A 14,088-nucleotide genomic window follows, 5' to 3' on the forward strand; every position below is an offset into this window, starting at 1 on the left:
GCCTATCCAGCTTTATGCTGCGTTCATGAACACCCCAACGCCCTCCCCTCAGCGCCGTCGATTGCTGCTGAGTGCTCTGGCCGGCTCGACCGGCCCCCTCTTCATCCGCCACGCGCGGGCCGACTCGGTGGAGCGCTTCGCGCTCGGCATCGCCTCGGGCTGCCCGCGCCCGAGCACTTTGGTGCTGTGGACACGGTTGAGCGGGAGCGAGCTGCCGGCCCAGGTGAAGGTCGACTGGGAGTTGGCCGAGGACGAGGGCTTCACCAAGCCCGTGGCCAAGGGACAGGAGCTGGCTTTCGCGGCAGACGGCCACAGCGTCCATGCCGAGCCAGCTGGCCTCAAGCCAGACCGCTGGTACTGGTACCGCTTCACGGCCCTGGGCGCCCGCAGCATGACTGGGCGCACCCGCACGGCGCCGGCCCCAGATGCCAAGGTCAGCGAGCTGCGCTTCGCGATTGCCTCCTGCCAGCGCTGGGACCATGGCCGTTATGCCGCCTGGGCCGATATGGCGCGCCAGGACCTGGATCTGGTGCTGTTCCTGGGCGACTACATCTACGAGTACGCCGCGGTCTCCAATGCCTCGGCCAGCGGCCCGGCGCCGCGCGTGCATCTGGGCGGTTTGTGCCGCAGCCTGGACGACTACCGACAGCGCTACGCCCAGTACAAGAGCGACCCGGCGCTGCAGGCCATGCATGCCCGCGCCCCCTGGATCGTCACCTGGGACGACCACGAGGTCGACAACGACTGGGCCGGCGACAGCTCACAAGGCCTGGAGGCCGATTTTCCGCAGCGCCGCGTGGCGGCCGCGCAGGCGTATTGGGAACACATGCCTTTTCCCAAAGCCTTGCGACCGCGCGGCCACGAAATCCGCATCCATGAGCGCTACGACTGGGGCCAATTGGCCCGCATCATCAGCGTCGACGGCCGGCAATGGCGCGACCCCCAGGTCTGCCCCAAGCCCGGGCGCGGCGGCTCCAACACCTTGTCCATCAAGGACTGCCCCGACTTTCTCGACCCGCGCCGCAGCCTGTTGGGCGCCGCGCAGGAGCAATGGCTGGCGCAGAGCTGGGACGCTTCCCGTCCCTGGAATCTGCTCGCTCAGCAAACCTTGATGGCACGCATGAACTGGCAGGAGAACCCCGAGCGCCCGGGCGTCTACTGGACCGATGGCTGGGACGGCTACCCGCTGGCCCGGCGGCGCCTGCTCAGCGAGATGGCGGCGCGCAAGCCACGCAATGCCGTGGTGCTGGGCGGTGATGTGCATGCCAACTATGTGGCCGATCTGCGCGCTGATTTCGATCTGCCCGTCGGCGCCGGCAACCCGGTGCTGGCGACGGAGTTCTGCGGCACCTCGATCAGCAGCCAGGGTCTGGATCAGAGCCGCATCGACCGGGCGCTGCCACACAACCCACATCTGCGCTATGGGCGAGGCGACCAGCACGGCTATATGCGCTTCCAGCTCAGCCAAGCCAAGCTGGAGGTTGAATTGCGCAGCGTCAAGGAACTCTGGGATGCGGGCAGCGCGCTTGAAGTGTCGGCGCGCTTCGCGGTCGAATCAGGCCGGGCAGGCGCTCACTCGTTGAGCGACACCTGACGCAGCTCGGCGCTGTCGGCCATCGGCGTAGCGAGCAAGGCACTGGCGCCTGTGGCCAGCTGTTGGCGCCCGCGAGCCTCCAGCGGCGCTATGGGCGTCTGCCGGGGTGCTGACAAGGCCGCTTGGGTTTTGGCCAAGGAGGTGGTGGCCGGGATGCTTTGTGCGGTCGCAGGCCCCTGCAGATACTGGCGCCCCAGCCAACCGCCGACCAAGAGGCTGACCGCAATCACGCTGACCAGGGCCAATCGCTTGCTGCGCCGTGGCGCCTCATGCAGACCTTCAGCTCCTGCTTCCACAGTTTCTGTCACGACGTCAGCCGCGGCGGCGTTCATGCCTGGCATCGGTGTCAGACTCAGAGCGGAGTGATTTTCGCCCGCCAGCCAGGCCCGCAAATCGTCGGCCAGGGCCTCGGCGCTGACATAGCGGCGATCGGCACGGGGCGCCACCGCTTTGTGCAGCAAAGCGTCCAGACTGAACTGCTCCGCGCCACTGAGATTGGACCAGCTGGCTGAAGGCGAGGCCTCATCGACATCACCACCAAAAGCCGAAGGCAGACGGCCATCGACCAGCATATAGAGCAAAGCGCCGAGGCCGTAGACCTCGCTGCCCAGGCTGGGCGGCTCGCCGGCCAAAGCTTCGGGGCTGGCATAGCCAGGAACCGAACCCAGGCCCATGCCGCGCTCGAATGGATCTTCCGGGTCGGGCATGCGCATCAAGCCCATGCCCATCAGGGTCAGTCGCTGGTCGGGCGTGACCCAGATCATGCCGGGGTCCACCTCAGCCAGCAGCCAGCTTTGCTGGTGGGCATAGCGCAGCACCTCGCAGAGCTGCACCACCAGGCTCAAGCGAGCTCGCAAAGGCATGTGTGAACAGGCCCGGATGATGGGCTGCCCTTCGGCCCAGCCAAGGATCATGTATGGCTGGCCCAGCGGCGTCACGCCGCTGTCGCTGGGCACGGAAATCTTGGCATGCGAGAGCTTGCCCAGGTCATGCGCCTGGTCGGCAAAACGCAGCATCACACCCGCGGCGCGTTCGCTGCGCGGCAGCACTAGCACAGCACTGGACTGTCCCGTGGCCAGCGCATGCTGGGCGCGGTACCACTGGCCGCCGGGTCCGCCGTCGACGCCATGCACGGCAGCCGCGAGACGCCAGACGCCCAGGGCTGTGCCTTCGCGCAGCGTGGTCGGTGCGGCCGGGGGGGGGAGGGCAAGTTCAGGCATTCGCATAGGGTTTGTGCTGACATGCTAGGGGATTGCGACCGGCTTGGGGAAGAGGTGTGGCCCTCGAACCGGGGGTCCCTGAGCATTTGCTCACGCGATTTAGGGCTTATTCACTCCCTCGGCGAGGCATGACAAGCCCTGCGACTCTGACCTGGGTCGGAAGGCTGGTCGAATGCGCCCCGCCGGAGCGGCCTGGCCCTTGCGATACTGAAGCTTCATATGAGTGCCATTCTCGCCGTCACGCTGCCCTTTTTCGCCCTGGTTCTTTGCGGTTATGCGTCGGCTCGCCAAGGCCTGCTGGCGGAGAGCGCAATTCCGGGGCTCAACAGCTTTGTACTGTTCTTCGCCCTGCCCTGCCTGCTGTTCCGTTTCGGCATGAACACGCCGGTGCTGCAACTGCTGAACCCGACGGTACTGGGCGTCTACCTGAGTGCCGCCCTGCTGGTCGTGGGTTTGTGCATTGCCCTGACCCTCTCGGCCCGGGTGCAGCTCAAGGATGCAGCCTTCGGCGCCCTCGTGGCCGCCTTTCCCAACACCGGCTTCATGGGCGTGCCCCTGCTGGTGGCCCTGCTCGGGCCGGCGGCGGCGGGGCCGGTGATCTGCACCATCCTGGCCGATCTGTTCTTCACCAGCTCGCTCTGCATCGCCCTGGCGCGCGCCCATGACGCGGTGGTCGGCGCTGATGGGCGCAGCGCCGCCGGCGCGGCAGCACGGCAAGCGCTGCGCGGCGCGCTGTCCAACCCCCTGCCTTGGGCCATCGCCCTGGGCGCTCTGGCCAGTGCCAGCGGCCTGCGCCCGCCCGGCCCCGTGGACAGCGTGATCCGCATGCTGGCCGATGCCGCCACACCCGTGGCCTTGTTCACCATCGGCGCTGTGCTCTGGCGTGCAGGCCGGCATGCGCACAGCCGCACGCCGCCGGAACTCTACCTGCCGGTGGCCGCGATCAAGCTGCTGTTGCATCCGGCCCTGGTGCTGGGCCTGGGCCTGGGCGCGCGCCGTCTGGGCCTGCCGCTGGGTGGCTTCGAACTGACCGTGCTGACCTTGGCGGCCGCCTTGCCCAGCGCCAGCAATGTTTCGCTCCTGGCCGAGCGTTTTGGCGCCGACAACGGCCGCATCGCCCGCATCATCCTGGCCAGCACCAGCCTGGCCTTCCTGAGCTTCAGCGGTCTGGCCTGGTGGCTACAAAGTCACCCGCTCTGAGCAAGCTTGTGAAGCCCTGCGCCCTCCGAAACGGCTTCTTGAGCTGCGTCAAGGCAGACCGGCCGCAGGGGTGAGAATGTGACGAATTCATGACAAACCGAATCACGCCATGAGCACAGCCGCACGCAAGACCGCACCCGCCGCCCCCAAGAGCCGCAGCAGCGCCGCCAAGCCGGCGCCCCGCCGCAGTCGTAGCGGCGACACCGCCGGCCGCCAGGACCCGGCCGGCATCGCCCGCCATGTCGTCAAGGAGGCCGTCGCCGCGGCCCAGGCGCGCGAGCTGGAGGCCTTGAAGGACATCGTCGCCCGCCAAGGCCCGGCGGCGCTGGCGTCCTCGGTGCGCGCCATCGTGGCCGGCTGCGCACCCGACGATGCCCAGGCCCTGCGCCAAGCCCTGCTGCAGGAATTGCAGACGCCCGAAGGCAACGAAGCCGGAGTCGACCCCGACCAGGCCCTGTCCAGCCACTGGCGCCACGGCGCCTACCCCTACAAGAACCTGCTCTCGCGCAAGAGCTACGAGAAGCAAAAGTACCAGCTGCAGGTCGAGCTGCTCAAGCTGCAAGCCTGGGTCAAGAACAGTGGCCAGCGTCTGGTCATCCTGTTCGAGGGCCGCGATGCGGCCGGCAAGGGGGGCACGATCAAACGCTTCATGGAACACGTCAACCCGCGCGGCGCTCGCGTCGTGGCGCTAGAGAAGCCCAGCGAGGTTGAACGCGGCCAGTGGTATTTCCAGCGCTATGTGCAGCACCTGCCCACAGCCGGCGAGATCGTGCTGTTCGACCGCAGCTGGTACAACCGCGCCGGAGTCGAACGCGTCATGGGCTTCTGCAGCAACGACGAGTACACCGAGTTCATGCGCCAGGCGCCTGAGTTCGAACGCAATCTGGCCCGCAGCGGCACGCATCTGGTCAAGCTCTGGTTCTCGGTCAGCCGCGAGGAGCAACGCCGTCGCTTCCAGGAGCGCGAGGCCCATCCGCTCAAGCAATGGAAACTCTCGCCGATCGACCTGGCCTCGCTGGACAAATGGGACAGCTACACCAAGGCCAAGGAGGCGATGTTCTTTCACACCGACATCGCCGAGGCGCCCTGGACCGTGGTCAAGTCGGACTGCAAAAAGCGCGCGCGTCTGAACGCCCTGCGCCATGTCCTGCACCAACTGCCCTACACCAACAAGGACATCGACAAGATTGGCCCGCTGGACCCGCTGCTGGTTGGTCGGGCCAATGTGGTCTACGAGCGAGGTGAAGGCCAGGGCGGCTGAGCCGCTTCGCTCACACCCGCTCCAGGGCGCGGTGCGGCAGCGGCGGCAGCTGCACCTGGACGGCATCGCCGGGACGCACCCAACCGCCCTGAAGCACCACGGCCATGATGCCGGCCTTGCGGATCAGCTGCCCCTCGGGGCCGCGGTCCAGTACAGCGGCCAGCAGGCCCGGCATGAAGTTCTCAATCTGGGCGCAGGGATTGCGCAAGCCGGTGATGCGCAGCCGCACCTCGACGCCCATCTGCAGTTCCGTGTCGGTCGGCAGCGCCAGCAGATCCAGGCCTGTGGTGCAAAAGTTCTCGCCCATCTGACCCGACGCCAGCACCAGGCCTCGCCCGGCCAGCTCTTCAAACAGCTCGCGCTGAATCAAGTGCACCTGGCGCAGGTTCGGCTGGCTGGGATCTTGCGCCACGCGCGAACGGTGTTGAACGGTCAGGCCGAAATGGGCATCACCGCACACGCCCAGGCCGGCTTCCAGCTCGATGGCCTCCACGACCTGCTTGGAAAACTCATGCACGGCACTGCAGCTGACGCTGAACACCCGGGGCAGGACCTTGGAACTGGGCTCACTCGTCATGGGAAGGCCGACCTCTGCTTCGCGTGGGGAAGAAAACGCGCCGCAGTATGCCTGCCCAGGACTCAATCGAGGCTGCCCATCAACTGCGAATCGCCCGCCTGACGCAGGGGCAGGTAGATGTGGAAGATGGCGCCGGGCTTGTCGCTGCCGTCGTCGACGCGGTTCTCTGCGTAGATGCGCCCCCCGTGGATTTCGATGATCTTGCGGCAGATCGCCAAGCCCAGCCCGGTGCCGCCGGAGCCGTCCTTGGTCTGGCTCGACTGCACAAAGGCATCGAAGATTTTTTCCAACTCCTTCGGCGGGATACCCGGCCCCTGATCGGCCACGGAGATGTGAACCTCGCCCTGCGGCGTCAGAGCGGCGCGCACATCGAGTGCGCCACCTTCGGGCGAGAACTTGATGGCGTTCGCCATGACGTTACGGATCACTTGCTGAAACCGGAGCGGATCCACCTTGGCCGCCAGCGGCGTGGCCGGCTGGCGCAGGGACAGACGCAAGGTGCGCCTCGCCATCAATGGTTCGAGTTCACGCATCACGCCCTGGATCAAGCCACGCAAATCGCAACGCTCCAAATCAAAGGTGCCGACGGAGCTTTCGATCTTGGAGACATCGAGCAAGTCGTTGACCAGGGCCAGCATGCGCTGCCCGGCCTGCTGAATGTCCTGGAACATGCCACCGAGCTTGGGCTGCTCGCGCGAGCGCGCCAGGCCAAGCTCGGAAAAACCGAGGATGGATTGCAGCGGCGTGCGCAGCTCATGGCTGATGTTGGCGACGAACTCACTCTTGGCGCGTGAGGCTTCCTGAGCGACATCGCGGGCCTCGCGGGTGGCCCGCTCGGCGGCACGGAATTCGCTGACATCTTCCAGCGTGCACAGGATGCCTGCGACCCCGCCGTTCTGATCGGGCACGCGCACCTTGGTGATCAGCATGTCTCGCAGACTCCCGTCGCGGTGCTTGATCTGCGTCTCGTAGCGGATGCGGCCGCCGTCGCGCAGCAGGCGCGCATCCTGCGCATCATGCTCTGCGCGTTCAGCCTTGGGCATGAAGCCGCCGACCTCCTGGCCGATGGTGGCGTAGCGGCTACGGCCGGTGAAGTCTTCCCAGGCCTGGTTGACGGTCACATAGCGCCCGGCCGCATCGAACATGGACACCGGCAAGGGACTCATCTCCTGCAGCAGCGCACTGAAGGCCAGCTGGTGCTGCAGACTTTGCTGCGCTTCGCAGCGCTCGGTCACATCAACCGCGCTGCCGGCGAAGCCGGTCAGGCCCTGACCGCGGACCTCCTGCAAGGGCAGGACGGACATTTCAAAGCGGCGCAAGCGGCCGTCAGGCGCCACCAGGGCGAACTGGGCCGTACGGGCCTCCTCCAGCGGGCCGCGCGGGTCGAACAAGGCCTGCACTCGCGCGCGGTGTTCGGGCACCACCAGGTCGGCCAAATGCAGGCCCTGGGCTTCCCGGCTCGGCAAGGCGCTGAGGCTGGCCCATCGGGCATTGACAAAGCTGATGGCGCCGCTGGCATCGGTGCGGAACACAAACTCCTGCAGGCTGCGCAGCAGCACGCGCAATTCGTGCTCACGCGCCGCTACCCGTTCATGTGCCCGGCTCAGTGCAGCCCGCCCGCGTGCACTGTTGCTCAAGCTGCGCAAGACCACCCAGGTCGCTCCGGCGATCAACAAGGTGCCAGCCGCTGCAATGCCAAGCAAGACGTAGAGCATCTCACGCCAGCTTTGCAGGGCCAGTTCCATGGGCTGCTCGACCAGCAGCACCAGCGGGCGGGTGCGCGAGGCACGGAAGGCCACCACCTGGGTTCCTGCGACCGCACCGGCACCCACATAACTGCCAAATTCACGGGCCGGCAGCCAGTCGCTGAAAACCGGATGGGCACTCAAGCGGCTGCCGGGTGCCTGGGGCACGCTCTCGCTGCTGGCCAGCAGCTGGCCGTCGAAGCTGCTCAGCAAGGCAGCGCCCTGCAGATCGGCCAGGGCCTGGCTCTGGTAATTGGCCAAGGTGTCGGGGTTGATCAAGGCCAGCAGCAACAAGCGCCGGCCGCCACCCAGATTCAGCTGGCGCAGCAAGGGCAGCATGCTGACCGGCGACGCGACCGGGCCGGCACGCAGATCGCGCACGCCGCGACCGGGCAGCATCCGGCCCAAGCGGTCGCCGCCGTCGCTGGGCCAGGTGCCCAGCAAGCTCAGCTCGACCTGCAGACCGGCCTCGCCCGCCTCCGAGCTGGCCAGCACATGGCCCTCGGGGCTCAACAAAGCGACACTGCGCAGCACCGTCTGCCCCTGCAAGGCCTGGCGCAGCCCGGCCTGGGTCGTGGCGGCATCGGCGCTACTGGCTGCAGCATCGGCGGCCAGCCAGGCAGGCAGAGCGGGGCTCTCGGCCAACACTCGCAAACTCAGCGAAGCAGCCTCGACGGCACGGGTGATCTGATCCTCAAGCACCCGGCTCATCAGTTCGGCCCGCGCCCGCGCTGCATTCAGCGCTTCGTTGCGCTCGTACCAAGCGAGCACAGCCAGGGCCAGCAGCAAGGCCAGGCTCAACAGACCGGCAGCCAGATAGACCCGCAAACGCTGAGACAGAGCCGGCGTGTCGGTGGAATGAAGCATGGCCGAAGAGGAGCTGGGGCCCATCGTGCTCAACCTTGGTCCATCAAGGATTCAAAACTGGGCGGATCCTGGTTGATCCGCTCGCGCAGCGCGATCATCTCACTGGCGTTGGCCAACAGCAGATCCACCAACATAGGGTCAAACGCCAGGCCGCGTTGCTCGGCCAGCATCTGCAGTGCGGTGGCATCGTCAAACGCCGGCCGGTAGCAGCGATCCATGGTCAGGGCATCGAAGAAGTCGACCACGGCGACGATACGGCCAGAGAGGGGAATTGCCGCGCCAGCCAGGCCCAGAGGGTAGCCGGCGCCATCCCAGCGCTCATGGTGGTTCAAAGCCACCTCAGCGGCCAGCTGGAACAAGGGGATGCGGGAACGACCGAGGATCTGTGCGCCCATCAGCGGGTGGCTGTTCATCACGCGCCGTTCCTCGGCGCTGTAGGCGCCTGGCTTTTTCAGCACATCATCGGGCACACCGATCTTGCCGATGTCATGCATGGGCGCAGCCCAGCGCAACATTCGCGCGGCCTCCGCCGTTTGGCCGGCCAGCAGAGCCAGGGCTTCGGCCAGGAAGCCGATGCGCAGGATGTGCACGCCAGTGTCGTCGTCACGGAAGTCGGCGGCGCGCGCCAGGCGCAGCAGTGCCTCGTGATGGGCGCGGGCCACCTCGCGCAGCGCCTCGTTGCGCTCGTGGTACATGCGGCCCAAGTCGGAGATGATGCATTCCATCTGGGCCGCAGCTGCAGCGTCGAACTGCAGACTGGGAGCTTGAAGAAACTCGGGGGCCGCCAGCAGATCGGCCGGATGCGCTGAAGTGGTCATGGGCATGATTGCAAAGCCTTCGCCGTGTACGTCAAGGCGGTGTTCAGTCGATCAGCCAGAGGGCGGCCAGGCTGTCGATCAGCCGCAGCGGGCTGAAGGGCTTGACCAGATAGTCATGGGCGCCGGCCTTCAGGCCTGCTTCTTTGTCGCGCGCCTGGCCACGGGCACTGAGCAAAATGACATGGGTGTTGCGCAATGCCGGGTCGGCGCGCATCTGGCGGCAGGCCTCCAAGCCATCGATGCCGCCGGGCATCATCACGTCCATGAGCACGTAGTCCGGCTGCAGCTTGCGGGCCTGATCCATGGCGGCATCGCCATTGGCTGCTTCGTGGATCTCGTAGTCTTCGAATTCCAGCGTCATGCGGATCAGCCGGCGGATGTCCGCATGGTCATCGACGATCAGGATCTTTTTCATGGCGGTGGCTCCTGTCAGATTTCATTTCAGTGCGGCTAATTTATCATTTATATCAATTGAGAGTCGGGAAAAAATGCGTGTGCTTCCGTATAAATTCGGCAAAATCACACAATGACTGAATCAAACAAGCGCAGTGACGAGGACGGTGCCGATTTCAGCACCATGGAAGTGGCGCGCATGCTGGGCTTGGCGGTGCGCTCGGTCCAGCTGATGGTGGACCGCGGAGAACTGACTGCCTGGAAGACGCCTGGCGGGCACCGCCGGATTTCCAGCGAATCGGTACGTGCCTGGCAGCTGCAGCGCCAAGGTCCTGGCGCCCTGGCCCGGAGTGCCGCGCGGGTTGCCCTGCCGGCCGACAGCGGGCTCGCGGACAAAGCCAAGCCCCGACGCATCCTGGTGATCGAAGACTCGGTGCACTACCAGAACCTGATCGGCATGCTGCTCAAGCAACAGTTCCCCGAACTCGAGCTGCACAGTGCGCACGACGGCATCGTCGGCCTGGCCATGGTCGGCCAGCTGCAGCCCGAGGTGCTGATCGTCGACATCCTGCTGCCTGGCATCGACGGCGCCACCTTGATCACCAGCTTGCGCTCCCATGTGCAGTTTGCGCACAGCCGCCTGATCGTCGTCACCTCGCTGGACGAGGACCAGCGCCAGCCCTTTGCCTTTGCCCTGAGTGGCGTGCCGGTGGTGCACAAACCGCGCCTGGTGCTGGACCTGCCCGGCGCCTTGCAAGCGGCACTGGCTGCGGGAGCCGCCGAGTGAACACCCCGACCGACATCACCGGGCCGCGACGCGTGCTGCTGGTCGAGGACGACCCCTCGCTGCAGCGTTTCGTCAGCATGGTGCTGGAGGACCTGGCGGTCGAGCTCACCGTCTGCGGCGATGTCGGCTCGGCCTTGCTGGCCCTGCAGCGCAACGCCTTCGAGCTGCTCATCACCGACTTGATGCTGCCCGACCGCTCGGGCCTGGACCTGCTGGCCGAGCTGCAGGCCCTGCCGGCGCTGCGAGGCAGCGCCCGCCTGGTGGCTTTCAGTGCCGGCCTGCAACCTGAGGTGCGCAGCCGCCTGCAGACCCTGGACGTCGAACGCATGCTGTTCAAGCCCTGCAGCGTCGGCGAGCTGGAAGCCTGCGTGCTCGAGATCCTGGGCCCGGTGCCGGCGGCCAGCGATGCGCCCGCGCCGCCGCCGCCGCCGCCGCCGCAGCAGCCCGCGCTGCAGGCCGACCAGGAGGCCATCTTGCGCAATTTCGGCGGTGACGCGGCGCTCTACCGCGGCTTCCGCGCCGCCAGCCTGGAGCAGTTCGGCCAAGACCTGCAGGAAGGCGAACGCGCCTGCACGACTCGCGACACCCCAGCGCTGCGGCGCCTGGCCCACAGCCTCAAGAGCGTGCTCCTGATCCTCGGCCTGGACAGCAGCAGCGACCTGGCCAACCGCCTGGAACGGCAGCTCGAGCAGTCGCTGAACGCGGGCGCCGCCTGGCCGGCCGAGGCCGACGGCTTGTGGCAAGAGCTCAGCCTGCAGCTGCGCGCCATCCGGGCCGAAACGCCCGAGCCATGAGTCCACGGCGTCCGGCGGCCAATGCCCTCGAGCCCGGCGCGGCCGAGCCTCAATTCGCAGAGCTGTACGAAGAGCTCAAGCAGATCGCCCGCGCGCGGCTGCGCCGCGCCGGCCCGACACGCCTGCACCTGAACACGACCGCGCTGGTGCACGAGAGCTTTCTACGCCTGAACCGCAGCGATGCCGGGCCCGAGCCCGGGCCCAGGTCCGGCCCCCGCTTTGCCAGCTCCGGCCATTTCCTGGCCTACGCTGCCCGGGTCATGCGCTCGGTGATCGTCGACCTGGCGCGCGAACAAGCGGCCGAGCAACGCGGCGGCGGCCAGGCGGATCTGAGCTTGGACACCGAAGGCCTGGCCGCCCTGCCCGGCGCGAGTCCGGAGCCGGCCGTGCTGGCGGTGCATGAGGCCTTGCTGGCTTTGCAAGAGCTGGAGCCGCGCCTGGCCCAGGTGGTGGAGCTGCGCTATTTCGGCGGGCTCAGCGAGGGCGAAATCGCCAGCAACCTGGGCCTGACCGAACGCACCGTCCGGCGCGACTGGCAAAAAGCCCGCGCCTTGCTGCTGAGCATGCTCACGGCTTGAACGGCGGCACGGCCGCAGCGCTCCATGCACAAGCAGCCACCGCGCTGCGCAGCAAGGCGGCACGCCCATCCATGGGCCCGTGCGGCAGGTGCGGCCCCGACGCGACGCCGCTCAGCGCCGGCTCCGGCCAGGCTTCACGCCACAGGCGCTCGGCCTGCGCCCAGGCTTGGGCCTGCAGCGGGCCGGCCGGTGTGGCGCAGCCCAGCTGCAGTCGCTGCGCGAGCACAGCCCAGGCCAGCGGGTTGCGCAGGCCGATGCTGCCGCGCAGCAAGACCACGGCTTGATCCAAGTCCTCTCTAGGCCCGCTGCTGGCCTGAGGCAGGGCCGAGCGGACCTGTGCGCGCAGCGCCAGCAAGCGGGCGTGGTCCAAGGCGATATAGGGCTCGGCTTTGGACAGCAAGGCCAAGGCCTGATCCACGGTGAGCAGCGCCGCATTTGCATCGCCTGCCTGAAGCTGCAAGGCGGCCCAGTGGCTGAGCGCGGCGATGCGGCCACTGTCCTGCGGCGCCGCCTCGGCATACAGGCGCAGCGCTTGTTGCAGCACGGCACTGCGCTCGCTGATGGCGGCACCGCGCTCGACCAGCACATCATGGCGCGCCAGGGTCCACTCGGCGCGCAAGAGGCCGGTGGCGGGCAGCTGCGTGTCCAGCTCGCCCAGCACCCGAGCCGCGGCCTCGCGCTGATCCGCCGACCACAAGGCCCAGAACAAGGAGAGGCCGGCCTCCGTGCTGCGCGCATGACCCGCCCCGAGGCGCTGCTTGAGCAGGCGCCAGCGCAAGCCCGCAAGCTCCAAGCTGCGCACCTCATCGCTGAGATAAACCGCCACCGTGGCGCTGAGCCGCAAGAGCTCCTCGGCCAGCTCGGGGTCGCTGGGCAGGCGTTGCTCGATCTGCGCCATCTGCTGCTGCAGCAGGCGGCGCATGCCGGCGGCGGGATCCTGGGCATCGGCCTGGCGCGGATCCAGGGTCTTGAAAAGTTCCAGCAAATAGGTCTTGATGGCCTCGGCGCGCCGCGCCTGTTCGGCCGCCTCGCGCGCCTGCCACCAGCTGCTCGCCAGCCCAAGACCGAGGCTGAGGCTGACCGCCCCCGCCGCCGTCAGCAGCAGCCAATGCCGGCGCGCCGCCTTGAGCTGGCGCGCCAGCCAGGAGATGCGGCGCGCCTGCAGCGGCAGGCCGGCCAGGTGGCGACCGATGTCATCGCTGAAGGCCTGGACCGAGCCATAGCGCTGGGCCGGTTCGCGCGCCAGGGCCTTGGCCAGCAAGGCATCGATATCGCCGCGCAGCCAGCGCTGCAGGCGCCGCCGGCTCAAGCCGCAGTGCTCGGCATGACCGGGCTGCACCGACTCGGAGGCCAGCAAGGGGCCGGCGCTGTCTGGCACGGGCGGGCGGCCACAAAGCAGTTCCTGCAGCACCGCCCCCAGTGCGTAGACATCGGTGGCCACGCTGATAGGGCCGCCCTGGACCTGTTCGGGCGCGGCATAGGCAGGCGTCGCCAGCAGCAATCGGCTCGGCTCGCCCAGCGCGGGCTCGGGCCGCAGCAGCTTGGCAATGCCGAAGTCCAGCAGCTTGACCTCGCCATGCTCAGTCACCATCAAATTCGACGGTTTCAGGTCCCGATGCACCAGCAAGCAACCATGGGCATGCTGCACCGCCGCCATCACCTGCTGCATCAGGCGCAAGCGCTCCCGTGGCGCCAGCGCCCGGGCTTGGCAGTGGGCGCTGAGGCTCAGGCCCGGCACATATTCCAGCGCCAACCAGGGCTGCAGCTCGCCACCAGGCAGCTCGGCCGTGCCGGCGTCATAGAACTGGGCGATATGGGGGTGCTGCAAGGCCGCGAGGATGTCGCGCTCCTGGGCAAAGCGCCGCCGCCCCTGGCCCAGCAAAGCCAGGGCAAGGGGCAGCTTGAGCGCCACCTGACGCTGGTATGCGCCGTCACAGCGCTCGGCCAGCCAGACCTCGCCCATGCCGCCCTGTCCCAGTCGGCGCACAAGGCGCCAAGGCCCCAGCACCTGCTCCGGGCTGAACTCAGGCTCGCCCCCCGTCTCGCTGCCCAGCAGCGTGGCGGGCAGCTCCAGGCGCGGCTTCGTCGGCCCGTCCTGCGCCAGCACCCGAGCCAGGGCTGGGCGCAAATGCAGCGCAGCGGGCGGCAGCGCCTGCAACCAAGCGGCGCGCTCAGCCTCCGGCAGATCCAGGGCCGCATCCAGCAGGGCCGAGAACTCGGGCCAATCCACAGCGGCGCAGGGCAAGCTCGTCAT

12 protein-coding genes are annotated in these 14,088 nt (G+C 67.7%); 6 read left to right on the forward strand and 6 right to left on the reverse strand.

Annotated elements, in window-relative coordinates; genetic code table 11:
- Positions 1-25: 25 nt before the first annotated feature.
- Entirely contained in the window at positions 26-1,594 is a 1,569-nt protein-coding gene (locus LNV28_RS11910; RefSeq protein ID WP_263517768.1) for an alkaline phosphatase D family protein, read from the forward strand.
- Here LNV28_RS11910 and LNV28_RS11915 read toward each other — a convergent pair.
- Entirely contained in the window at positions 1,573-2,814 is a 1,242-nt protein-coding gene (locus LNV28_RS11915; protein WP_263517769.1) for a serine/threonine protein kinase, read from the reverse strand. The genes LNV28_RS11910 and LNV28_RS11915 overlap by 22 nt on opposite strands.
- A gap of 219 nt (positions 2,815-3,033) precedes the next feature.
- Between LNV28_RS11915 and LNV28_RS11920 the strand changes: the two genes are divergently transcribed.
- Both LNV28_RS11920 and ppk2 read left to right on the forward strand, forming a co-directional pair.
- Entirely contained in the window at positions 3,034-4,014 is a 981-nt protein-coding gene (locus LNV28_RS11920; protein WP_263517770.1) for an AEC family transporter, read from the forward strand.
- Positions 4,015-4,123: 109 nt separating this feature from the next.
- Positions 4,124-5,275, forward strand: a complete 1,152-nt coding sequence (gene ppk2 / locus LNV28_RS11925; protein ID WP_263517771.1) for a polyphosphate kinase 2 — start codon at positions 4,124-4,126, stop codon at positions 5,273-5,275.
- Between the two features lie 10 nt (positions 5,276-5,285).
- On the opposite strand, the gene LNV28_RS11930 is transcribed toward ppk2, so the two are convergent.
- From LNV28_RS11930 to LNV28_RS11945, 4 genes are all read right to left on the reverse strand, one after another.
- A complete protein-coding gene (locus LNV28_RS11930; RefSeq protein ID WP_263517772.1) occupies positions 5,286-5,852 on the reverse strand; it encodes an MOSC domain-containing protein in 567 nt (188 codons plus the stop codon).
- A gap of 62 nt (positions 5,853-5,914) precedes the next feature.
- Complete coding sequence (locus tag LNV28_RS11935) at positions 5,915-8,464, reverse strand: PAS domain S-box protein (RefSeq protein ID WP_263517773.1); 2,550 nt, start codon at positions 8,462-8,464, stop codon at positions 5,915-5,917.
- A gap of 29 nt (positions 8,465-8,493) precedes the next feature.
- Positions 8,494-9,189 (reverse strand): HD-GYP domain-containing protein, encoded by a 696-nt coding sequence (locus tag LNV28_RS11940; protein ID WP_411969971.1) that lies wholly within the window; start codon positions 9,187-9,189, stop codon positions 8,494-8,496.
- A 136-nt stretch (positions 9,190-9,325) separates the two neighbouring features.
- On the reverse strand, positions 9,326-9,697 hold the full coding sequence (locus LNV28_RS11945; RefSeq protein WP_263517775.1) for a response regulator transcription factor: 372 nt from the start codon (positions 9,695-9,697) through the stop codon (positions 9,326-9,328).
- Positions 9,698-9,808: 111 nt separating this feature from the next.
- On the opposite strand from LNV28_RS11945, the gene LNV28_RS11950 reads away from it, so the two are divergent.
- The 3 genes from LNV28_RS11950 to LNV28_RS11960 are packed head-to-tail and all read left to right on the forward strand — an operon-like array spanning position 9,809 to position 11,834.
- Positions 9,809-10,462 (forward strand): response regulator, encoded by a 654-nt coding sequence (locus LNV28_RS11950; protein ID WP_263517776.1) that lies wholly within the window; start codon positions 9,809-9,811, stop codon positions 10,460-10,462.
- The gene (locus LNV28_RS11955; protein WP_263517777.1) at positions 10,459-11,256 is read left to right on the forward strand and encodes a hybrid sensor histidine kinase/response regulator; all 798 of its coding nucleotides are present in this window, start codon (positions 10,459-10,461) and stop codon (positions 11,254-11,256) included. Before LNV28_RS11950 ends, LNV28_RS11955 begins: the two co-directional genes overlap by 4 nt.
- A complete protein-coding gene (locus LNV28_RS11960) occupies positions 11,253-11,834 on the forward strand; it encodes an ECF-type sigma factor (protein ID WP_263517778.1) in 582 nt (193 codons plus the stop codon). The genes LNV28_RS11955 and LNV28_RS11960 overlap by 4 nt, the downstream gene beginning before the upstream one ends.
- Here the strand turns inward: LNV28_RS11960 and LNV28_RS11965 are convergent.
- Positions 11,824-14,088: a serine/threonine-protein kinase gene (locus LNV28_RS11965; protein ID WP_263517779.1), complete on the reverse strand. Its 2,265-nt coding sequence runs from the start codon at positions 14,086-14,088 to the stop codon at positions 11,824-11,826. The genes LNV28_RS11960 and LNV28_RS11965 overlap by 11 nt on opposite strands.

Origin of the sequence: Paucibacter sp. DJ2R-2 (genome assembly GCF_025717675.1) — a bacterium.
Lineage (GTDB): Bacteria > Pseudomonadota > Gammaproteobacteria > Burkholderiales > Burkholderiaceae_C > Paucibacter_A.

Bases quoted from the DNA above. Each gene is read 5' to 3' on its own strand.
- ppk2 (WP_263517771.1), top strand. From the start codon at position 4,124: ATGAGCACAGCCGCACGCAAGACCGCACCCGCCGCCCCCAAGAGCCGC.
- LNV28_RS11930 (WP_263517772.1), bottom strand. From the start codon at position 5,852: ATGACGAGTGAGCCCAGTTCCAAGGTCCTGCCCCGGGTGTTCAGCGTC.
- LNV28_RS11960 (WP_263517778.1), top strand. From the start codon at position 11,253: ATGAGTCCACGGCGTCCGGCGGCCAATGCCCTCGAGCCCGGCGCGGCC.
- LNV28_RS11950 (WP_263517776.1), top strand. From the start codon at position 9,809: ATGACTGAATCAAACAAGCGCAGTGACGAGGACGGTGCCGATTTCAGC.
- LNV28_RS11945 (WP_263517775.1), bottom strand. From the start codon at position 9,697: ATGAAAAAGATCCTGATCGTCGATGACCATGCGGACATCCGCCGGCTG.
- LNV28_RS11915 (WP_263517769.1), bottom strand. From the start codon at position 2,814: ATGCCTGAACTTGCCCTCCCCCCCCCGGCCGCACCGACCACGCTGCGC.
- LNV28_RS11910 (WP_263517768.1), top strand. From the start codon at position 26: ATGAACACCCCAACGCCCTCCCCTCAGCGCCGTCGATTGCTGCTGAGT.
- LNV28_RS11935 (WP_263517773.1), bottom strand. From the start codon at position 8,464: ATGCTTCATTCCACCGACACGCCGGCTCTGTCTCAGCGTTTGCGGGTC.
- LNV28_RS11940 (WP_411969971.1), bottom strand. From the start codon at position 9,189: ATGGAATGCATCATCTCCGACTTGGGCCGCATGTACCACGAGCGCAAC.
- LNV28_RS11965 (WP_263517779.1), bottom strand. From the start codon at position 14,088: ATGACGAGCTTGCCCTGCGCCGCTGTGGATTGGCCCGAGTTCTCGGCC.
- LNV28_RS11920 (WP_263517770.1), top strand. From the start codon at position 3,034: ATGAGTGCCATTCTCGCCGTCACGCTGCCCTTTTTCGCCCTGGTTCTT.